14 protein-coding genes, 7 tRNA genes and 2 rRNA genes (1 of these 23 cut by a window edge) are annotated in these 22,101 nt (G+C 29.9%); 20 read left to right on the forward strand and 3 right to left on the reverse strand.

Going from position 1 to position 22,101, the window contains the following annotated elements; genetic code table 11:
- The 15 genes from KEC93_RS00050 to addA all read left to right on the forward strand — a co-directional run.
- A 23S ribosomal RNA gene (locus tag KEC93_RS00050) occupies positions 1 to 2,097 on the forward strand (it extends 812 nt beyond the left edge of the window).
- 109 nt (positions 2,098 to 2,206) lie between these two features.
- Positions 2,207 to 2,323 (forward strand): 5S ribosomal RNA (rrf, locus tag KEC93_RS00055).
- Positions 2,324 to 2,335: 12 nt separating this feature from the next.
- Positions 2,336 to 2,412 (forward strand) — tRNA-Ile (locus tag KEC93_RS00060).
- A 1-nt stretch (position 2,413) separates the two neighbouring features.
- Positions 2,414 to 2,489: transfer RNA gene (locus tag KEC93_RS00065), tRNA-Ala, on the forward strand.
- Positions 2,490 to 2,582: 93 nt separating this feature from the next.
- Positions 2,583 to 3,098 (forward strand): HD domain-containing protein, encoded by a 516-nt coding sequence (locus KEC93_RS00070; protein ID WP_039773422.1) that lies wholly within the window; start codon positions 2,583 to 2,585, stop codon positions 3,096 to 3,098.
- Positions 3,099 to 3,112: 14 nt separating this feature from the next.
- The gene (locus KEC93_RS00075; RefSeq protein WP_023976926.1) at positions 3,113 to 3,634 is read left to right on the forward strand and encodes a transcription repressor NadR; all 522 of its coding nucleotides are present in this window, start codon (positions 3,113 to 3,115) and stop codon (positions 3,632 to 3,634) included.
- Between the two features lie 2 nt (positions 3,635 to 3,636).
- Positions 3,637 to 5,022, forward strand: coding sequence for an NAD(P)/FAD-dependent oxidoreductase (locus KEC93_RS00080; protein ID WP_023976925.1), 1,386 nt, complete (start codon positions 3,637 to 3,639; stop codon positions 5,020 to 5,022).
- 16 nt (positions 5,023 to 5,038) lie between these two features.
- Positions 5,039 to 5,266 carry a DUF1667 domain-containing protein gene (locus KEC93_RS00085; RefSeq protein ID WP_011967376.1) on the forward strand — a complete coding sequence of 76 codons (228 nt, stop codon included), beginning with the start codon at positions 5,039 to 5,041 and terminating at the stop codon, positions 5,264 to 5,266.
- Between the two features lie 119 nt (positions 5,267 to 5,385).
- Positions 5,386 to 5,476: transfer RNA gene (locus tag KEC93_RS00090), tRNA-Ser, on the forward strand.
- Positions 5,477 to 5,506: 30 nt separating this feature from the next.
- Positions 5,507 to 5,597 (forward strand) — tRNA-Ser (locus KEC93_RS00095).
- Positions 5,598 to 5,839: 242 nt separating this feature from the next.
- Positions 5,840 to 5,930, forward strand: a tRNA-Ser gene (locus KEC93_RS00100).
- 18 nt (positions 5,931 to 5,948) lie between these two features.
- A tRNA-Ser gene (locus KEC93_RS00105) sits at positions 5,949 to 6,039 on the forward strand.
- Positions 6,040 to 6,164: 125 nt separating this feature from the next.
- A complete protein-coding gene (locus tag KEC93_RS00110; protein WP_023976924.1) occupies positions 6,165 to 6,680 on the forward strand; it encodes a GNAT family N-acetyltransferase in 516 nt (171 codons plus the stop codon).
- Positions 6,677 to 10,156 (forward strand): helicase-exonuclease AddAB subunit AddB, encoded by a 3,480-nt coding sequence (gene addB, locus KEC93_RS00115; protein WP_077868829.1) that lies wholly within the window; start codon positions 6,677 to 6,679, stop codon positions 10,154 to 10,156. Before KEC93_RS00110 ends, addB begins: the two co-directional genes overlap by 4 nt.
- 92 nt (positions 10,157 to 10,248) lie before the next feature.
- On the forward strand, positions 10,249 to 13,986 hold the full coding sequence (gene addA / locus KEC93_RS00120; RefSeq protein WP_077868830.1) for a helicase-exonuclease AddAB subunit AddA: 3,738 nt from the start codon (positions 10,249 to 10,251) through the stop codon (positions 13,984 to 13,986).
- Between the two features lie 70 nt (positions 13,987 to 14,056).
- Here addA and KEC93_RS00125 read toward each other — a convergent pair whose 3' ends face one another.
- Entirely contained in the window at positions 14,057 to 15,238 is a 1,182-nt protein-coding gene (locus KEC93_RS00125; protein ID WP_077868831.1) for a L,D-transpeptidase, read from the reverse strand.
- A gap of 215 nt (positions 15,239 to 15,453) precedes the next feature.
- Here KEC93_RS00125 and KEC93_RS00130 point away from each other — a divergent pair, with 215 nt between their 5' ends.
- From KEC93_RS00130 to KEC93_RS00140, 3 genes are all read left to right on the forward strand, one after another.
- Entirely contained in the window at positions 15,454 to 15,936 is a 483-nt protein-coding gene (locus KEC93_RS00130) for a DUF1189 family protein (RefSeq protein ID WP_017209559.1), read from the forward strand.
- Between the two features lie 214 nt (positions 15,937 to 16,150).
- Positions 16,151 to 17,056: a sensor histidine kinase gene (locus KEC93_RS00135; protein ID WP_020372901.1), complete on the forward strand. Its 906-nt coding sequence runs from the start codon at positions 16,151 to 16,153 to the stop codon at positions 17,054 to 17,056.
- 187 nt (positions 17,057 to 17,243) lie between these two features.
- Positions 17,244 to 17,318: transfer RNA gene (locus tag KEC93_RS00140), tRNA-Arg, on the forward strand.
- A gap of 34 nt (positions 17,319 to 17,352) precedes the next feature.
- Here KEC93_RS00140 and KEC93_RS00145 read toward each other — a convergent pair.
- Positions 17,353 to 18,243, reverse strand: a complete 891-nt coding sequence (locus tag KEC93_RS00145) for a phosphatidylserine decarboxylase (protein ID WP_011967383.1) — start codon at positions 18,241 to 18,243, stop codon at positions 17,353 to 17,355.
- A gap of 381 nt (positions 18,244 to 18,624) precedes the next feature.
- Here KEC93_RS00145 and KEC93_RS00150 point away from each other — a divergent pair, with 381 nt between their 5' ends.
- Positions 18,625 to 19,209 (forward strand): TetR/AcrR family transcriptional regulator, encoded by a 585-nt coding sequence (locus KEC93_RS00150; RefSeq protein WP_017209556.1) that lies wholly within the window; start codon positions 18,625 to 18,627, stop codon positions 19,207 to 19,209.
- Positions 19,210 to 19,370: 161 nt separating this feature from the next.
- Complete coding sequence (locus tag KEC93_RS00155) at positions 19,371 to 20,159, forward strand: Cof-type HAD-IIB family hydrolase (protein ID WP_011967385.1); 789 nt, start codon at positions 19,371 to 19,373, stop codon at positions 20,157 to 20,159.
- Positions 20,160 to 20,306: 147 nt separating this feature from the next.
- Here KEC93_RS00155 and KEC93_RS00160 read toward each other — a convergent pair whose 3' ends face one another.
- A complete protein-coding gene (locus tag KEC93_RS00160) occupies positions 20,307 to 21,902 on the reverse strand; it encodes an ABC-F family ATP-binding cassette domain-containing protein (protein WP_041893271.1) in 1,596 nt (531 codons plus the stop codon).
- Positions 21,903 to 22,101: the final 199 nt, after the last annotated feature.

Raw genomic sequence — 22,101 nt, forward strand, 5'->3', positions numbered from 1 at the left:
CGGAGAAATTCCAATCGAACTCGGATATAGCTGGTTCTCCTCGAAATAGCTTTAGGGCTAGCGTCGGAAAATGTGAGTAGTGGAGGTAGAGCACTGAATAGGCTAGGGGGCATAGCGCTTACCGAACCTTATCAAACTCCGAATGCCACATACTATCAGTCCGGCAGTCAGACTATGAAAGATAAGTTCCATGGTCAAAAGGGAAACAGCCCAGATCGTCAGCTAAGGTCCCAAAGTGTAAGTTAAGTGGAAAAGGATGTGGGATTTCTAAGACAACTAGGATGTTGGCTTAGAAGCAGCCACTCATTAAAAGAGTGCGTAATAGCTCACTAGTCAAGAGATCCTGCGCCGAAAATGTCCGGGGCTCAAACTTACCACCGAAGCTACGGGTTCACGTTTAACGTGAGCGGTAGAGGAGCGTCGTAATCGGGCTGAAGTCGTACCGTAAGGAGCGGTGGACTGATTACGAGTGAGAATGTTGGCATTAGTAGCGAGATGTAGGCGAGAATCCTACAGGCCGAATATCTAAGGTTTCCTGAGTAAAGTTTGTCTTCTCAGGGTTAGTCGGGACCTAAGGCGAGGCCGAAAGGCGTAGTCGATGGACAATTGGTTGATATTCCAATACCACTATAATCGTTATTATCGATGGTGTGACGGAGAAGGATAGGATGTGCTAGCTATTGGATGCTAGTCTAAGCGTTTAGGGAGTTGGGATTGGCAAATCCGTTCCAACAATTCTGAGGCGTGATGGGGAAGGTTCTACGGAACCGAAGTATCTGATTCCATGCTTCCAAGAAAAGCATCTAGAGAGAGAAGTAGTGCCCGTACCGCAAACCGACACAGGTAGATGAGGAGAGAATCCTAAGGCCGACGGAAGAATTGCAGTTAAGGAACTAGGCAAATTGACCCCGTAACTTCGGGAGAAGGGGTGCCTGAGAAATCAGGCCGCAGAGAATAGGCACAAGCAACTGTTTAACAAAAACACAGGTCTCTGCTAAAGCGAAAGCTGATGTATAGGGGCTGACGCCTGCCCGGTGCTGGAAGGTTAAGGGGAACACTTAGTGGTAACGCGAAGGTGTGAACTTAAGCCCCAGTAAACGGCGGCCGTAACTATAACGGTCCTAAGGTAGCGAAATTCCTTGTCAGGTAAGTTCTGACCCGCACGAATGGCGTAATGACTTGTGCACTGTCTCAACTGCAAATCCGGCGAAGTTGTAGTGCGAGTGAAGATGCTCGCTACCCGCGATTGGACGGAAAGACCCCGTAGAGCTTTACTGTAGCTTAGCATTGAATTTCGGTATTGTCTGTACAGGATAGGTGGGAGACTTGGAAACTAGGGCGTCAGCCTTGGTGGAGTCGTTGTTGGGATACCACCCTGATAGTATTGAAGTTCTAACTGGATGCCATGAAACTGGTGACAGGACATTGTTAGGTGGGCAGTTTGACTGGGGCGGTCGCCTCCTAAAATGTAACGGAGGCGCCCAAAGGTTCCCTCAGAACGGTCGGAAATCGTTCGAAGAGTGTAAAGGCAGAAGGGAGCCTGACTGCGACACCTACAAGTGGAGCAGGGACGAAAGTCGGGCTTAGTGATCCGGTGGTACCTCGTGGGAGGGCCATCGCTCAACGGATAAAAGCTACCTCGGGGATAACAGGCTGATCTCCCCCAAGAGTTCACATCGACGGGGAGGTTTGGCACCTCGATGTCGGCTCGTCGCATCCTGGGGCTGAAGTAGGTCCCAAGGGTTGGGCTGTTCGCCCATTAAAGCGGCACGCGAGCTGGGTTCAGAACGTCGTGAGACAGTTCGGTCCCTATCCGTCGCGGGCGTAGGAAATTTGAGAGGAGCTGTCCTTAGTACGAGAGGACCGGGATGGACTGACCTATGGTGTACCAGTTGTTTCGCCAGAAGCATAGCTGGGTAGCTAAGTCGGGAAGGGATAAACGCTGAAAGCATCTAAGTGTGAAGCCCACCTCAAGATGAGATTTCCCATAGCATAAGCTAGTAAGACCCCTTGAAGACTACAAGGTTGATAGGTCAGAGGTGTAAGTATGGCAACATATTTAGCTGACTGATACTAATAGGTCGAGGGCTTGACCAATATAGTCAAGTTGTAAATACATTAAAGAAACTGTGTGCAATTTTGAAAGAATAATATAAAAAATACTTGACATAAGATATGTTCCAAAGTATAATATTATTTGTAATGATCTGGTGATGATGGCATAGAGGTAACACTCCTTCCCATTCCGAACAGGAAAGTTAAGGTCTATTACGCTGATGGTACTGCATGGGAGACTGTGTGGGAGAGTAGGAAGTCGCCAGGTAAAATTTAAAAGGGATCTTTAGCTCAGTTGGTTAGAGCAACCGGCTCATAACCGGTAGGTCTAGGGTTCGAGTCCCTGAAGGTCCACCATGGGGGTATAGCTCAGTTGGGAGAGCACCTGCCTTGCACGCAGGGGGTCAAGAGTTCGAATCTCTTTATCTCCACCATTAAGAAGTTATGAATTAATTCATAACTTCTTTTATTATACAATTATTTAATTATTTAATTATGTTCAGTATGAATAAGCATAGGAGATAAGAATGTTTTCATATAGAATAAAACAATTTTATTGGGCAATAGAATCTATATTCGTTAAGGAAGATATGGAAATACTAAAGATGTATCTTAGTATTTCTGAGTTGAATTTATTTATGAAACTTACTAAATCAGAGCGGCAACATTCAATAAGAGTCTGTAGAACGGCTATAAAATATATAGAGGATAATAATATAGTTGATATCGATAAAAAAAGGATGGCTAGGTGTGCATTATTGCATGACATAGGAAAATTAGAATCTAAATTAAATATATTTTATAAAGGCATTATTGTTTTTTTAAATAGTATTACTCGCGGGAAATTTTTGAAGTATAATAAAAATAAGAAAATAATAAGTTATTATAATCATCCGGAAGTTGGAGCAAGACTGATTGAGAGTATTAATAATGATGAATGCTTAGACGTAATAAATTCTATCAAGTATCATCATAATAAAAGTGATATTGACTCGAAAAATATATATTTAAAAGTATTAAGTATATCTGATGATTGCAATTAAAATAGGAGGGAAATATGAATTCTATTGAGAGAAGAGAGGATATAATTAAATTACTTCTAGAAAGTAATGAGCCTTTGAAAGGCAGCTTTATAGCAAAAAGATATTCTGTAACTAGACAGGTTATAGTAAAAGATATAGCAATTCTTAGAGCTAAAGGTAAAAATATAATAGCAACTCCAGATGGATATATAATTAATGCAAATAATAATAAAGCTAAAGCAATTATTGCAGTAATTCATACTGAAGATGAGATGATTGAGGAATTAAGTATAGTAATCAAATATGGTGGAATGATTGAAGATGTAGTAGTGGAGCATCCATTGTATGGAGAAATAAAAGGCATGCTTATGATTAAGAATTATAATGAGTTAAATAAATTTATTGAAAAATATAAGGAACAAAAAGCAAAATTACTATCTGCATTAACTAATGGAGTTCATCTTCACACAATAGCAGCTGAAACTCAAGATGATATTGATTTAATTATATTGGAATTGAAAAAGAACAACTTTATAGTTTCAGATTTGGAGGACTAGTAATGGATTATGATGTATTAATTTTAGGCGGTGGGATAATTGGATGTGCAGTTGCCTATGAACTTTCAAAATATAATATAAATATAGCGTTAATTGAAAAGGGATATGATGTTGCAAACGATATTTCATTTGCAAATACAGCTGTAGTTTATGATGGTTCAGAATCAAGTAGTAGTAAAATGGCTCTCTTGGAGAAAAGAGGTATTGATATAATAAGGAAGCATTGTAAAAAGGTCAATGTTAGATATAATAAGATTGGTTCATTAAGGCTTTTCTTAGATGAGAGTGGTGAACTATTAAATAAAGTGTACAGTGATTCTATGGAGCGAGGAATAGATGGAGTTCGCATAATAGATAGTGATGAACTTTATAATGTGGAACCAAGTTTAAATTTAAAGGCAAATAAAGCTATCTATTCTGAGAATACTTCAATAATATCACCATATAACCTAGCTGTTTCATATGCAGAAATAGCTGTAGATAATGGAGTGAATTTTAGATTAGAAGAAGAGGTTATAGATATTAAGACTATTTCTAAGGGATTCAGAGTAACTACGAATAAAAATAAGTTTACTTGTAAACTAGTTATTAATACAATTCCAAATGAATCCTTTAATGATATGTGTGGTAATGTAACAAGCGAAATGAAAAATAAAAAAGTTAAGTGTATAATAGTTAAGAAAAGTATAGGCGATAACTTAAAGAAAATTATTATTGAAGATATAGATGAAGAAAATTCCATGATAAAGGTGCCAATATCCGAAAATGAAAATTTAATTGGAATTAAGATCAGTGATAATTTTAGCGCTAAATTAGAATTGCCAGAAAGAATATTGAAAAATATAAAAAAAGAGTCAATAGTTAATATATTTACAGAAGTATACAGCGAAAATGATATGTTAATAGATGATAGTAATTTGGAGGCCGGTTATATAAAGGTTGTAGGAAATCATTATGCTAAAATATCAGTTGCACCAGCAATTGCTCAGGATATTGAAAAGAAAGTTAAAGTAAGTATGAATATAACGAAGAAAAAGGATTATATTGATAAAAAGAGAGAGACATATATATTTAGAGAGATGACTAAAGATCAAATAAATAGAATAATTTCTCTTGATAAGCGTTATGGCAATATTATTTGTAATTGCAATAATATTTCTGAGGGAGAGATTATTGATTCAATAAGAAGACCTTTAGGTGCAAGAACAGTAGAGGGAGTGAAAAGGCGTACAGGGATAGGTCTTGGAAACTGCAATGGTTCAAGTTGCAATATAAAGATAATAAAGATATTGGCAAGAGAGATGGATAAAAGTGTTTTAGATATAGTAGATGATTCTATGGATTCACAAATTTTAGTTGGAAGAATTAAGGAGTTTAATGAAATTTAGATTGGAGTAATTAGTAATGCCTAATAAAGATGTTTTTACCAGTTTAGTTAGAGTAAAAGGTAATATCAATTACAAAGTTGTATCAGTAAAAAGTAATAAAAGCGTTGAGAAGCACTTATGGAAAGAATTTTCAAAGGTTCTTAGTAGGATTTATGTTAGTACTCCTACTAATATTGGCGATAATATTTGTAAGAATATACTTAATACTGGCGTAGATATAATATGTACACGGAAGATAAAATAATAGCTAAACATTAAATCTATAAGCTAATATTTTATTATAATAATTTATTTTAATAAAATATTATAAAATAGTTGACATAAGTATAAGTAATTGATATAATGATATATGTCACTAGATGTGGAAAGATGGTCGAGTTGGTTTAAGGCACCGGTCTTGAAAACCGGCGTGCGTGTAAGCGTACCTAGGGTTCGAATCCCTATCTTTCCGCCATTTTTTTGTCTAAAAATATAAAATTTATTTGGAGGATTACTCAAGTGGCTGAAGAGGCGCCCCTGCTAAGGGCGTAGGTCGGGTAACTGGCGCCCGGGTTCAAATCCCGGATCCTCCGCCAAGCATCTAACATTTGTTAGGTGTTTTTTAATATAATTAATTAGTCTTAGTAAAACATATATTTTTATTTGTTGAAAATTTATATAAATGCTCAATAAATATAATTTACTATTCTAAATTATTTGATATTCTGTAACTCGTAGCTAAAATTAATTTTAGCTAAATGAAAAAATTAAATTTATTGAAATAAATATGTTGACATAAATAAAATTAGTTGATATAATCATATTTGTTGTGAGACATGGAAAGATGGTCGAGTTGGTTTAAGGCACCGGTCTTGAAAACCGGCGTGCGTGTAAGCGTACCTAGGGTTCGAATCCCTATCTTTCCGCCATTAAAATAGAAGGCACATGGAGGATTACTCAAGTGGCTGAAGAGGCGCCCCTGCTAAGGGCGTAGGTCGGGTAACTGGCGCCCGGGTTCAAATCCCGGATCCTCCGCCAAACATCTAACAAATTGTTAGATGTTTTTTTTGTTTTGAATTAATTTTATGGAGAAAATAAACTTGAAATATTATAATTAATATGTCTGATTATAAAATAAATTAATTATTATAAGAAGGTGAATTATGCTAAGCGGCAGCAAAGTACATTTAAGATTACTAAAAAAGGAAGATGTAAGTATATTATTCAAGTTACATAGTGAAGAGAAAGTTAAAAAGTATAATATAATAATTGATAGCATGGATAATAAAGTAGATTTAAGAAAAGCTTTAAGTATAGTGAATGAGGATGATAATTTAATTGGTTTTGTAACGTACAAGGAGAAAGAATATTATAGTAGGACATACTGCATTGGTATAACGATAGGTAGCGAGTATTGGGGAAGAAGTTATGGGGCAGATTCTATAAAAACTCTTCTAAGATATTTATTTAAGAAGCTGAATGCTATGAAAGTAGAATTATACGTTGCTAGTTATAATATAAGAGCTATAAAGTGTTATAAAAAATGTGGGTTTATAGAGGAGTATATTAAAAGATATTCTAGTTATATAGATAGAGAATATATAGATATTATAATTATGGGGATAATTAGAGAAAGATATAATTCATATTTAAAATGTGAGGATGGAAAATACGTATGAGTATAAGATTTGTTTATGGAAGATCTGGAACAGGCAAGAGTAAATTTTGCATTGACGAGATAAAAAATAATATTGATAAGAAATTAGATTTAAATAAGTTAATTCTATTAGTTCCAGAACAATATACATTTACGACCGAAAATAAAATATTACATGAAATAGGAGAACATGCTTTTTTTAGGACAGAGGTGCTGAGTTTTAAGAAAATGGCTCATAATATTTTTGAAGAATATGGTGGAAGAGTTAAAGAGATTATTAAGGAATCTGGAAGGAATATGCTAATTCATAGAGTTATAAATGAAAATATTGAGTCTTTGGATTATTTTAATAGGATGTCTAGAGAACAAGGATTTAATGAAATTATATCAGAAGTGATTTCGGAATTTAAAAAGTATAATATTAGCATTGATAGTATAAGAGCAATAGATGAGAAAATAAATGATAATGAATTATATCAAAAAATTAAAGAGTTGATGATAATTTATGAAGCATTTAACTTAAAAATGCATGAAAATTACATTGATGGAGATGATCAGTTAACATTACTAAATAAAAAGTTATTAGAAAGTAGCGCGTATGTAGATTCTGAAGTCTGGATAGATGAATTTACTAGCTTTACACCTCAACAACTAGATATTATAAAGGTATTAGCCAAGAGATGCAGAAGAGTTAATATAACTTTTTGTATTGATAACAAATCTCTAAACAACAACTCTGAAGATATAACTGATGTATTCAATATTATAAAGAGTACTGAAAATAAAATATTAAAGATAATGAAAGAAAACAATATAGCCTATGATAAGCCAGTTAACTTAAATAATGCAATTCCTTATAGGTTTAAAGATAATCTGGAACTTGATCATATAGAAAAGTATTTTTTTTCTTACCCATTTAATGAATATGATAAGACCCCTGAGAGAATAACACTTTACAAAGCAAGTAATATTTATGACGAGATAGAAAGAGTATCAAAAAGTATTACAAGTTTGGTGAGAGAAAAGGGTTATAGATATAGAGATATATCTGTAGTTTGTAGAAATATAGACGATTATGAAAAAATAATATCAGTAATATTTAAAGATTATAATATTCCATACTTTTTAGATAAAAAGATTCAATTACTAAGTAATCCATTGATTGTACTTATAAGTTCTGCTTTTGAAATTTTGCTTAAGAATTGGTCTTATGAAAGTGTATTTAAATATTTAAAGAGTGGTTTAACTGGCATAGATAATTCATATATAGATAGGCTAGAGAACTTTATATTAGAGTATGGGGTAAAGGGTTATAAATGGACATCAAGAGAAACAGTAAATGAGAAATGGTTTATAGGAAATAGTGAATTGACGGATGATAAAGTTTTAATAGCTGAAATTATGGAAGAGATAAGATATCCATTGATGATTTTTCATAATAAAATAAATGGAAAACATAAAGTTAAAGATATATGTTCAGCTATTTATGAGTTTTTAGTGGATGTAAAAGTTTTTGACAGAATTAATGAATGGATTAAAAATTTTGAAGAATTAGGATTAGAAGATAAAGTTAAGGAATATAGTCAGGTTGAAAGTATAGTTATAGACATTCTAGATCAAGCGGTCGATGTTATAGGCGAAGAGAGATTAGAGTATTCTGAGTTTTTTAGAATATTGAGTTCTGGTTTCGCCAATGAAGAGATAGGAATTATACCTGTAGCATTAGATCAGGTTAATATTGGAGATATAGCAAGAATAAAGGGCAGAGATGTTAAAGTTCTTTACATAGTAGGAATTAATGATGGAGTTCTACCGGCATCCAAGAAAGAGGAAGGTCTATTATCTGATAGAGATAGAACAACATTAGGTGAGGTTGGAATAAATTTATCATCAACAACTAGAAATAAAGTTTTTGAAGAACAGTATCTACTATATATAGCATTAACAATTAGTAGTGAATATTTAATGCTTTCATATCCGATGGCTGATTTTGAGGGTAAATCATTAAGACCATCTATAGTAATATCTAGAATTAAAAAGATATTTCCTAATTTAATTGAAGAAAGTGCAATTTATGATTTAAAAATTCTTGAAAATAAATTTGGCAAAATTATTGCACCAATTCCAACATTTAATGAACTTATAATTTCTATGAGAAAAGATTTTGATAAAGAATATGTAGAGCCTTACTGGTCTGAGATATATGAATGGTTTAAAAATAATGGTGAGTTTAGAGATAAAGTTAAGAATATATTCAAGGGGCTTAGTTACTCAAACATTGGAGATAAAGTTTCAAAAAACAAACTTAGAAAACTTTATCAGAATGACTTAGAAAAGTTAGTATTTAGTGTTTCAAAGTTAGAAAAGTATGCAGAATGCCCTTTTTCTTATTTTGTTCAATATGGACTAAAAGCTAAAAATAGAAAGGTATATGAATTTACACCACCAGACTTAGGATCATTTGTACACGAAATGCTTGATTCATTCACTAATAAAGTTAGAGAAGATGGAATACTATGGTCCGATTTAAGCAATGAAAAATGTAAGGAGATAATATCTAACCTTATTGATAAGAAATTAATGGATGAAAGTAATTCTATATTAAATAGTACTAAGAAATTTAAATATTTAGCGCAAAGATTTAAAAGAGTAATATCTAAATCTGTTTCAGTTATTGCAAGTCAAATAGGAAAAGGTGAATTTGAAGTATTTAAAACTGAATTTGATTTTGGAAGTTATAGCTCGGGAGAAGCTATAACATTAAATTTGAATGATAATGAAAAAGTGTATCTTCAAGGAAGAATTGATAGAATAGATAAATTAGATTTAGATGGTGAAACTTATATAAGAATTATAGATTATAAAACTGGAGCGAAAAAATTTGATTTAAATGAACTATATTATGGATTACAAATGCAATTATTAGTTTATTTAGATGCACTTATAAAGAATTCGAAATATATACTTGATAAACAAGTAAAGCCAGGAGCAATATTATACTTTAAAATAGATGATCCTATAATAAAAAGCAAGAAAGAAATGACTTATGAAGAAGTAGAAGAAGAAGTATTAAGTGCTTTAAAGATGAAAGGATTAGTCTTAAAAGATGCGAGGGTTGTAAAAGCTATGGATAAGGATATAGAAGGATATTCATTGGTTATACCAGCATCATTTAAGGCTGATGGAAGTTTTAAGGCAACTAGTGATGTTGTAACAGAAGAGGAGTTTAGAATACTTAGAGAATATGTAAATAGGAAGATGATAGAGATATGTGAAGAAATGCTAAGTGGAGATATTAAAATTCAGCCGACTAAGAATTCTAACATTGCTCATTGTGAATACTGTGATTTTTCATCAATATGCCAATTTGATACAGAAATAAAAGACAATAAATACAAAATTATAATAAACAAATCTACAAATGATATATGGAATAATATAAAAAAAGAAATTGATAATTCTAATAAATTAATTAAAGTTGAGAATGAGGAAGTATAGTACTATAAAAGAATCTAATATATTTTTGATTAAAATTAATTAGGTTTTCTTACAGCTAAAGCGATTTTAATTAGTACAGGAGAGATTTATATATGGGTAATACAAAATGGACTGATGAACAGTTAAGTGCAATTGAAACGAGAAATTGTAATTTACTAGTTGCGGCGGCGGCGGGTTCAGGTAAAACTGCTGTTTTAGTAGAGAGGATCATAAGAATAATTACTAATGAAGAGAATCCAGTTGATATAGATAAGTTATTGGTTGTAACTTTTACTAATGCAGCAGCTGCTGAGATGAGGGAAAGGATAGCAGATGCGATATCAAAGGAATTAGAGAATAATCCTAGGTCTAAAAATCTACAGAGGCAATTAACGCTGTTAAATAGAGCTAATATCACTACAATGCATTCGTTTTGCTTAGATGTAATTAAAAATAATTACCATAGGATTGATCTAGATCCATCATTTAGAATAGGTGATCAGACTGAGGGAATACTAATTAAATCGGAAGTTATTGAAGAACTTTTCGAAGATAAATACGAGGAAGAAGATACTGAGTTTACTAATTTGGTTGAGATATTTAGTAGCTATAAAAATGATAATAATTTAAAAAATTTAGTATTAGATTTATATAGCTTTACAATGTCAGGTCCATGGCCTGAAAAATGGCTTGCTAATAGTGCTGAGTCTTTTAATATTAAACAATTAGATGAATTGGATAGAACTAATTGGGTGAGAGTTTTAGCTCAAAGCGTAAAAATTGAGTTAGATGGGTATGTTAAAATGTTAGAAAAGGCCATTGAGGTTACTAGCAAAACTGATGGATTAGAACCTTATATGGATAACTTATTAATGGAATTAAGTTATATAAGGAATGCTTATGAATCTACTGATAATGGACTTGAGGAAATGTTTAATTCATTATCATCAATACAATTCAGTAGATTAAAATCTATAAAAAAAGATAAGGTTTCAGATGAGTTGTCTCAAAATACTGTAAAAAAGATTAGAGATGATGTTAAAAAGGGAATATCTGAATTATTAAATAATGCATATTCAGTAAATCCACAGCAAATGTTAAGGAATATTCAAGGGGCACATCATTACATAAAAAAATTGATAGAATTAGTTTTAGAATTTAGTGCTAGGTTTAGTAAACGAAAACGAGAAAGAAATATATTAGATTTTAATGATTTAGAGCATTTATGTTTAAAAATATTAAGTGATTATGATGATGAGAATAATATAATTCCATCAAGTATTGCAATGAATTTTAAAGAATATTTCGATGAAGTACTTGTTGATGAGTATCAAGATTCAAATAACGTTCAAGAAACAATAATAAACCTAGTATCCAGAAAGAATGATGATAATCCAAATGTATTTATGGTTGGGGACGTTAAGCAAAGTATATATAGATTTAGACAAGCAAAACCTGAATTATTCATTGAAAAATATAATACATATGATTCAAGTAATGGAACGAATAGAAAAATTCAATTATATAAAAATTTTAGAAGTCGAAGAGAAATTATAGATGGAGTAAATTACATCTTTAAAGAAGTAATGTCTGAAGTTGTTGGAGAGTTAGAATATACAGATGAGGAAGCTTTAAATTTAGGCGCAGACTTTAAGGAAAATAAATTCAAAGATACAATTGTTGGAGGCCCTATTGAAGTTAATATAATTGATAAGAGCCATAATGAAACGGTTGTAGAAGATAATGAGGAACAGGAAGAAATAAATAATGTTATTTTAGAAGGTAGGATCGTTGCGAAAAGAATTAAAGAACTAATGTCAAAAAGTGAAGATGAACAAATTTTTAAAGTTTTAGATAAGGAATCTGGTGAATATAGGCCATTAAAATATAGGGATATAGTTATTCTACTTAGAGCCACTAAAAACTGGTCAGAGCCATTATTAGATGAGTTAAGTGCAGAAGGAATTCCAGTGTATGCAGATACAGGATCTGGTTATTTTGAATCAATTGAGATTAGAACAATAATTTCTCTTTTAAAGGTTGTTGATAATCCAATGCAGGACATTCCAGTAATATCAGTAATGAGATCTCCAATTATGGGATTTTCGGCAGAAGAAATAAGTGATATTAGACTTGTAAATAAAGATAATTATTTTTATGAAAATATAAAATATATAAGTGAAGAAGCTTATAATTCAATTAATGAATCTTATTCTGATGTATTGATAGCTAAATGCAAGTATTTTATTAATTCCGTTGACAAGTGGAGAGATAAATCAATTTATATGGCAATTGATGAATTTATATGGTATTTATATATGGATACTGCTTATTATGGATATGTTGGAGCTATGCCAAATGGAGTGCTTAGGCAAGCAAACTTAAAAATACTTTTTCAAAGAGCAAGACAATTTGAGAAAACGAGTTTTAAGGGATTATTTAATTTTATAAATTTTATAAATAAACTTATAAAATCTTCAGGTGACATGGGAAGTGCTCAAGTATTAGGTGAAAATGAGGATGTAGTAAGAATTATGAGTATCCATAAAAGTAAGGGGCTAGAGTTTCCAGTGGTATTCTTATGCGGGTTAGGAAAGAATTTTAACCTTATGGATTTAAATAAAAGCATATTGTATCACGATGAACTAGGACTTGGGCCAGACTTTATAGATATAGGAAAAAGGTTTAGCACAGGAACTTTAGCTAAAGAATCAATAAAGAAAAAGATGAAATTTGAAACATTATCGGAGGAAATGAGAATACTGTACGTAGCATGTACTAGGGCAAAGGAAAAGTTGATTATGACGGGTGCAGTAGGAAATCTTGAAAAATCAGCTGAAAAATGGTTAGGATCAGCATCTTTAGATTATAATCGTATATCCCCTTCGGAAGTTTTAAAAGGAAAGTCATATTTAGATTGGATTTGTATGTCACTATGCCAACATAGAGATGGTAGTGTCTTATCAGAAAGTTTTGGAACTGAAAATTTAATATTAAAGGATGATGATTCTAGGTGGAAAGTTAGTTTTTGGAATAAGGGCGACTTAATTGATAAGACAAAGACAGAAGTGTTAGAACAAGGTGAAGGATATGAGTTAACAATACTAAATAATAAACCATATGATAATTCTTTATATGAAGAAGTAGATAAAATATTATCATATAAATATCCATTTAAAGCTTCAACAACAATTAAAAGTAATATTTCAGTTTCAGATTTAAAGAGAAGGAATGCAGAAGAAGATGATGATACTGAACAATTATATAGAGAAAAGGTAAAAGTTGTCCCTAAGTTTCTTCAAGAGAAGAAAGGTCTTACTCCTTCAGAAAAGGGTACTGCAGTTCATTTTGTAATGAAAAAAATAGATTTTAATAGAGTATCATCTACGGAGGAAATTAAAGAACAATTGCACGAATTATTTGAAAAGGAGCTTTTGCTTAGCGAAGAATTAAAGGTAATTAATCCTACTAAGATACTGAGCTTTTTTAGGTCGGATTTAGGGAAAAAAATTCTTGATTTAAATTGTAGTGGAGAAAAGATTTATAGAGAAATACCTTTTTATACAGAGATAAGCAGTTTAGAAGTAGATAAAACACTTGATAATATATATAAGGATGAAAAGATAAGATTACAAGGAATAATTGATTGTTTCTTTGAATATAAGGGAGATATTATACTTATAGATTACAAAACCGATTATATTATAGAAGGTCATGAAGATGAATTTAAAGAGAAGTATAGGAAACAATTAGATTATTATAGTGATGCAATATTTAAGTTAACAGGTAAAAAGGTTAAATATAAGTACTTATATTCATTTTATTTAGAAAAAGAAATTAGAATAATATAAATATGTTTAAGTAAAATAATAAGAAAAGCAAGAAGACAAAAATAAATTTATCTTCTTGCTTTTTTAATAGTTATTTTATTATAACTTTACTTTCTCTAGGTATGTTAGTAAAAATCCATTTGGCATCATCTATAGAGAGTCTAATACAGCCATGAGAAGAAGGTTTATTCATGGTATAATCTAGAACCGTAGTTTTGTCTTTAGCAAATGGAACTGAATGAAATAAAATGTCTCCAGTAATTTGAGTCCAATATTTGCCGCCTTCCTTATATTCTTCTGAAAAGAACCAATCACCTCTCTCTTTAATAGTAAATGATCCAGAAGGGGTATCTTCTCCACTTATTCCAGTGGAACAAGGGAATGCTTTAACCAATTGCCACTTATCAGCTTTTCCTTTATAAACATAAGTCTTTTGATCTTGAATGTTTACATTTATAAGATAAGGTGTTGTACTCTCTATATTTAATGTATTAATATTTTTTGATGTAATATTGGTTGTCAAGGCACGCGATGAAGCTTCAGCAATAGCTGAATTTTTATCTAAGTATTCTTGTTGTTTTTCTTTTATATCTGCTATCTTTTCTTTTACATCTATGTCATCACCCAAAAGATCATTATTGTCTGAAATTTTAGACATAGCTTCGCTATAGTAATCATTGCTAATTAAATTATCGCAGTAAGCAAATAAATTCTCCTTTAGTTTACTTTTTGATTCATCTAGGTATATAAGTGAATCTGTATAGTTAAGATCTAAAGCAGAAACTTTTTTAAAGAATGAAATGGCCTCTGAATATTGTTCATTATTAAAAGAATTAATACCAGAGTTATAATTTTTAATAGAATCTTGAATTAAGTCTATCGAATCAGAAGCATTATGTAGATCATCATCATTCACTAGATTATAACGTTTTATTTCCTTAAACTGAATTAAGGCATCTTCAGAAGAAATTTTCTTATCTTGGATTTCATCTGATAAAGTATTAATTTTAGTTCTAAGATATTTGGATACATCATGACTAATCATAGATAATTTAAATGGATTAAAGTTTTGTTTAGTTATCAATAAATTATTAGCTTCAGAAAATTTATAATTATCAAAATTTGATTTGAAGTTATTTAAAAGTTTATTATAACGGTATAACTCATAAAAGCAGCTAGAAGATAATGCTATTAATAAAGCTAGCACATATATAATTCTTTTAGGTAATTTTTTAGTTTTTAACTTTTTATAATAAAATGTATTTATGCTCAAATAAATGCCTCCTAATGAAGTAACTAATATATTTAGAGTGAATTTGAATAAGATATTGCCGATTAATCTTTTATTTAATTACAAAGTCCTCTTTTATTTATATAATATTGACAATAAAAGTAAATAATAAACCTTGAAGTTTAAACTAATTTTAATATGTGTTAATATACTTAATAGGCCTTATGAAAGTAGACAATATTTATCTGGAGGGGAAAATGACTAATAAAACTAATTTTTTTATAAAGCTTATAACTTCTATATATGACATAAAGGTTTTTTCTAAATATGCGAAAGAAGGAATATTAAGATCAATCTCATATGCAATATTCCTTAGTTTCTTATTGGGAGGCTTAAAGAGTGCATTTGTTCAATATAAGAATTATAATTTAGATATAATATCTTTAGTAGATCAAACGGTAGCATATTTTTCAATAATACTTTTTAATTTATTATTGAATTCCTTAATTGTATCAATTGTTGCAGCGCTTTTCACAGTATTTTTAAGAATGGTAGTCAAATATATAGCTTTATATTCTTTAACCTTATATGCGGCTACATTGCCATTAATAATACAAATAATACTAGAAATAGCTAATCCTAATATAAGCTTTGATACTATGTTTATTGTTGGAACATTAACCTATGTAATATTGATATTAAAGTATATAAAGGATGAAATAATAAGAAACTATACTTAGTAATATAAGCATATATATATAAATTTCTCAAATTATTATCTAAATTTGTAATATTCAATTATTAAACTTAAACGAACAATTATATAATCTTTTGGAATTAGAAATATCATATCAAATTTATTTAATATGGTTGTTAGCCGGGAAGTTATGTGATATTATATATTAAGGGTATATGGTAAAAAAAGTAAAAAAAATTACAAAAGGGGATTTAAAAATGGTTGAGGTTAATATTTTGAAAGATAATCAGATTGATAGGGAAAATATATTGAATAGAAATGACCTTATTAAGTTATCGAAAGATGAATTAGTTAGCAAACTTATTAATTTATCAGAATCTAAGAAAAATCAAGAAGATTTTATTTTGAATATTTCACATGATTTGAGATCACCATTAAATATAATTTTAAGTGTTTTACAATGTTACAAGGATGATTATAAAGATATTAAAAGGTATGGTAAATGCCAGGATCACATGGATGTTATAAAAAGAAATTCATATAAAATATTAAAACTTGTAAACAATCTAATAGATACAACAAAATTAGAAAAAAATCATTATAGTATTAAAAGAGAGAATTTAGATGTAATTAACTTAATAGAGTGGAATATATCTTCAATAGATAAATATGCTAAGCAGAAGGAGATCTCTTTAGTTTTTGATACAAATGTTGAAGAGTGCATAATGGCAGTAGACCCAGAAGCAATAGATAGAATAATAATGAATTTAATTTCTAATGCAATAAAGTTCTCGCCAAAGGGAAGTAATATATATATAAATGCGTGGAAAAGTATAAATCAATTAACTATTTCGGTAAGGGATGAAGGAATTGGGATACCAAAGGAAGAGCAAAATACAATTTTTAATAGATTTGTTCAATCTTCAAGAAATAAAAAATCTGAGAATTCGGGAAGTGGGATAGGTCTTGATCTAGTTAGATATTTAACTCAAGCTCATAATGGTAGTATCGAATTGAAAAGTGAAGAGAATTCTGGTTGTGAATTTATAATTAAGTTACCAATAGAAAGATTACAGGATGATGAAAATAATAGAGATAAATGTTTAAATATTAAAAGTAAAGTGGAAGTACTTGAGGTAGAGTTTTCTGATATATATTTGTAAAAATCATCATGAACAAGGATAGTTATCTAAAAATTAAACCTAATTTTTAGATAACTTATTCCAAATTGTATATGGGACTAAGTTGAATAATAGTATTAAATTTATAAAATTATGAGAATAATCAAATTATAAACTTGATTATTATAACCGCTTGTGATAAGATAAACTTGTTGCAAAAATTGAATATGGAGCGTTAGTTAAACGGATATAACATACCGCTACGGACGGTACATTGAGGGTTCGATTCCTTCACGCTCTGCCAAAATAAAAAGAATGGGTAACCCATTCTTTTTATTTTATAAAACTTTAGTACCAATATTTTCACCAAATATAACTTTACATTCAAAGCCTAATTTAGATTGTTCTATAATATCAGCATCTATTTCTATAGATCCTTGTTCAAAGAATAATATAGTTGTAGATCCTCCAAATTTAAAATAGCCTTTTTCGTCACCTTTATTTACTCTAACTCTAGGGGAATAAGTTTGAATTATTGAACCTACACATGTAGCACCAACCTCTATATGAAGTACATCTTTAAAGTTATCTGATTTAAATAAAGACCATTCTCTTTTATTTTCACAAAAAAGTTTAGGAACAGATTTTAAAGCTATTGGATTTACAGAATAATAGTGCCCTTTTATAGGATGATTTTCATATGGAATACCAGAATCGATAAAGTGAAATCTATGATAGTCAGTAGGGCATAAGCGTAATACAACGCATATTCCATTTTTATATTTACTAGCTACATTATCATCATTAATTAACTCTTTTAAACTATAAGTTAATCCCTTAATTTGAATTATATTATCTAAGTCAATGTCTTCATAGGCAGTTATTCTTCCATCTCCTGGAGAAATTAATATATTATTATCTGAATTTATTGGTCTAGCATCAAAATTTAATTCTCGTGTAAAGAAATCATTAAAAGATTTAAATTCATTAATTTTCTTCTTCGACATAGCCATATCAATATTAAAGCTATCTACAAATGGTGAAATTTTGGATTTGCTTAGCTTTGTATCACAATACTTCCCATATAACTTAGAAAATAATTTTTTCTTTGCAATAAGTTCAGTAATTGTTTTACCAACTGGTGATTCATAGGTCCATTCTATATATTTCTTTCCAGCGATAAGTTCTTCTTCATAAGATTTTGTAGTTCTATTATATACTTGAATCATAAATACAAATGTCAAAACTTTATTAAATAATTTAGAGATAACAGCTCTAAAGATTTATAATGTTACAGTTATGACAAGTATCCTCCATTTCTTATTTTAATTAGATATATCTAGTTAAATCTATAGAATAATCATTTAGTAAATAATATAGAAAAACTGATATATTGAATAAATTATGTGTAACATACATAGTTTATTTTTTACCTTAATATTAATTTTATCACAGATAATCAAAATTTCAAAAGTAAGATTATATGTAGTGAAAGTTTCATTTTTGATATAAATAGTAATATGTAGAATTGTGGTTTAATAATGAACTAAATGATATAATATATTGATAATATTGGCATAAGTAATTATTGAAAAATGAGGAGAAATGTTATGAACAAAACAAAGAACTTGATTTTTAAATCTGCAATAAAAATATTTTCTGAATCTGGATATAGAGGTGCTACTATGGATGATATAGCTGCCAATGCTGGACTTGTAAAGGGGACATTATACTATCATTTCAAGAGTAAAGAGGAAATATTTAATTTCATTGTTGAGGAGGGATTGCAAATATTACAAAATCAAGTTATTGAAGTTCAGAATATCAATATAGGTCCTATTGAAAAATTAATAAAAATATGTAGAATACAATTAACATTTTTATATGGATATACAGATTTTTTTAAAATAGTAATGAGCCAGTTGTGGGGGACTGAGCATAGACAAAATGAATTGCGTCATAAGATACGAAAGTACATAAATGAAATTGAAATTAATATAAGAACTGCAATGGAAATTGGGGAAATTAAAAAAGGAGATGTAGAACTTATTGCATTCCAATTTTTTGGATCACTATGTTCATCTGCAATATATGAATCTATACATATAGAGAAGATAAATTTAGAAGATATTATAGAGAGTACTATTAAGTTTACATTGAATGGATTAGGAATAGATATAAATAGATATATTTAAAATATGAAGTTTATATTTTAGATTCTAGATAAATGTAATTAGTTCTAGTTTACACTTATAATTAAATATAAATAGGGAGTGTATAGAGAGAAATTTTTTATGAGCAGTATATATAATCATTACCAAATTGAATAAAATAACGAGGGAACTGGGGGATACTAATGAAATTTTTAGCGAGTGATTTAGATGGAACGCTATTTAGAGATAACAAAATTTCAGAAAAGGATTTAGATGCATTGAGGCGACTAAAAGCGTTTGGAAATAAGATAATAATTTCAACAGGAAGAAGTTTAAAAGGAGTAAATAGTATTTTAAAGGAATATCCATTTGAGTATGATTACTTGGTTATGTGTAATGGTGGAGTGATAATGGATAACAGAAATAATATTATACATGAGAAATCAATACCGAATAAAATACAAAATAGAATAATAGCCGATTTTTATGATATAGGAGATTCCTTAATATATTATGATGATGGAAATGATACTTATATGATAGAAAATAAATTAGTTGATGTTTCAGCTGTAGATGCTGATTTTTTTAATCATTTTTCTAATAGGGTAACATTAGAAGAAGCATTGAGTAGCGTATCAGATTCACAAATTATGAGTGTGTTTAATGTATCTCAATCTATAGAAAAATCAGAATTGGTAAGAGAAAAGTTGATAAATGAATATGATGAGTATATAGAAGCTTTTAGAAATCAAGTATTTGTAGATATAGTTGCAAAGAATTGTTCAAAGGGAAATGCAATTATGATGATTTTGGAAGATGAAAATAAAGGCGTTGATAGCTTATATACGGTCGGCGATTCAATGAATGATATTTCCATGTTTAAGATTACCAATAATAGTTATACATTTAATTCAGTAGAAGAACTAATTAAACCATATGCTGATAATCTTGTAGATCATGTTTTTGAAGTAATAGAAGATATGCTAAGATAAAAGATTAATTTAGAGATTATAACTTATTCAGCAAATTAAATGGAAAATAATTTATTAAAGAAATATAAAAGTTCAGCAATTTATAGAAATGCTGAACTTTTTATTATAAGTATATTACATATAATCTTAATTTATATGGTTAAATTATTATTTATTAGAATTAGAAAATTCTAAGTATTCATCAAATGTCATAGTTCTATCAACTATAGAACCATCATCCTTAATATCTATGATTCTATTTGCTATAGTTTGAACGAACTGATGGTCATGAGAAGCAAATAATATATTACTATTATAATCTTTCAAACCATTATTTACAGCTGTAATTGATTCAAGGTCAAGGTGATTCGTAGGTTGATCTAACATTAATACATTAGCATTAGAAAGCATCATTTTAGACAACATACATCTAACTTTTTCTCCTCCTGATAATACATTGGCTTCTTTTAATGCTTCCTCACCAGAGAATAACATTCTGCCTAGGAATCCTCTGATATAGCTTTCAGATTTTTCCTCTGAATATTGTCTAAGCCAATCTACTAAAGAAAGATTGCAATCGTCAAAGTATTTTGAGTTATCAGCTGGGAAGTAAGCATTAGTTATAGTTATTCCCCATTTATATTCACCGCTATCTGGTTCCATTTCTCCAGATAATATTTTGAATAATGTAGTTACGGCTATTTCATTACCAATAAGAGCAATTTTATCACCTTTATTTACTATGAAATTCACGTTATCTAATACTTTAACACCATCTACTGTTTTTGATAAATCTTTAACCATTAAGATATCATTACCAACTTCTCTTTCAGGTTTAAAACCTACAAATGGATATTTTCTACTTGATGGTTGAATATCATCTAAAGTAATTTTATCCAAAAGTTTTTTACGAGAAGTAGCCTGCTTAGATTTAGAAGCATTAGCACTAAATCTTGCAATAAAGTCCTGTAATTCCTTAATCTTTTCTTCCTTTTTCTTGTTTTGATCTTTTGACATTTGAAGAGCTAATTGACTTGATTCATACCAGAAGTCATAGTTACCTACATAAATTTTTATCTTTCCAAAGTCAACGTCAGCCATTTGAGTACAAACTGAATTTAAGAAGTGTCTATCATGCGATACAACTATAACAGTTCCATCAAAGTTACCTAAAAAGTCTTCTAACCAGTTTACAGCCTTTAAATCAAGACCGTTAGTAGGTTCGTCTAGAATTAGTATTCCAGGATTACCAAATAAGGCTTGAGCTAAAAGAACTTTAATTTTTTCTCCACCAGTCAATTCTGATACATTTTTAAAGTGAAGATCAGTTCCTATACCTAGTCCTTGTAAAAGCGAAGATGCTTCAGATTCTGCTTCCCAACCATTAAGTTCAGCAAATTCACCTTCTAATTCAGATGCTTTAATTCCATCTTCATCAGAAAAGTCAGGTTTAGCATAAATTTCATCTTTTTCCTTCATTATTTGGTATAGTCTTTCATTCCCCATTATTACAGTTTCTAGGACTTGAAAATTATCATACTTATAATGATCTTGCTTCAAGACAGACATTCTTGTGTTAGGAGCAATTATAACTTCACCAGTATTAGGTTCTACCTCACCTGATAATATTTTTAAGAATGTACTCTTTCCAGCGCCATTAGCACCAATAACTCCATAACAATTTCCTGGAGTGAATTTAAGGTTGACATCTTCAAAAAGCTTACGTCCACCAAATCTCAAACTAACATTTGATACGTTTATCAATATATTTCGACCTCATTTCTTCTTAATTATAATAATGCACAATTAGGGAAAAAATCCTTTTTATCGTTAAAATATGTTATCATAAATTAATTTGGAATTTCATCCTTAATTGTGCATCGTATAAATAGTTTAACTACATGTTGCTTATTATATCATATAATTAATGATTTTTGCATTTTTAAGTATTTCTATAATTTTA

The organism is Clostridium beijerinckii (genome assembly GCF_018223745.1).
Taxonomy (GTDB): Bacteria; Bacillota; Clostridia; order Clostridiales; family Clostridiaceae; genus Clostridium; species Clostridium beijerinckii.